At 40.9% G+C, this 807-nt stretch carries 1 protein-coding gene; it reads right to left on the minus strand.

The genetic code is table 11. The features are described from left to right. A partial coding sequence (locus tag ACFINO_RS10215) for a deoxyguanosinetriphosphate triphosphohydrolase (RefSeq protein ID WP_375655714.1) occupies nt 1–807 on the minus strand: 807 nt, incomplete at both ends.

Raw genomic sequence — 807 nt, forward strand, 5'->3', positions numbered from 1 at the left:
GGTTTGACGCGTGCCAAGTTTTCTTGTGATTGTTTGATAACATCTTCAACCATGGTTTTTATCTGTCTGCGCACTAGTGTGTAGCCCCGCCGAGTTTGATCGAGTTGTGGATGCTCTTTTTTTATGTCATTTAATAATGCTGCAGTGAGTGAAACCTGTTCGAATTGATCAAGTGTTAAAAATTGTGATCGTAACCCATCATCAACATCATGCGCATTATAAGCAATATCATCAGCAATCGCAGCACATTGTGCTTCTAGTCCAGCAAAGCAATTGAGCTGAAGATCCTGCTTTGCATTATATTGTAGAATATCGATAGGGATATCTTTGTTTTTAGCATAAGGACCTAAAAGGGGGCCATTATGTTTAACAAGTCCCTCGAGGGTTTCCCAAGTCAGGTTAAGTCCATCAAAATTTGCATAGCGCTGTTCTAATTTTGTAACAATGCGTAACGCTTGTGCATTCTGATCAAAGCAGCCATAAGGTGCCATTGCTTCGGTAAGAGCATCTTCTCCTGCATGGCCAAAAGGTGCATGTCCAAAGTCGTGTACAAGAGCAATAGATTCGGCAAGATCTTCATCAAGATAGAGTGCACGAGCTAATGTTCTTGCAATTTGAGAAACCTCTATTGAATGCGTCAGTCGTGTACGATAATGATCGCTCTCATCAGCAATAAATACTTGGGTTTTATGTTTAAGACGCCGGAATGCGTTAGAGTGAATAATACGATCTCTATCTCGTTGAAAAGGTGATCGTATAGGACTCATCGTTTCATGGAATAATCTACCACGGCTTGTTTGTGGATTG

The sequence above is a fragment of the Bartonella sp. AA83SXKL genome (assembly GCF_042196965.1).
Taxonomy (GTDB): Bacteria; Pseudomonadota; Alphaproteobacteria; order Rhizobiales; family Rhizobiaceae; genus Bartonella.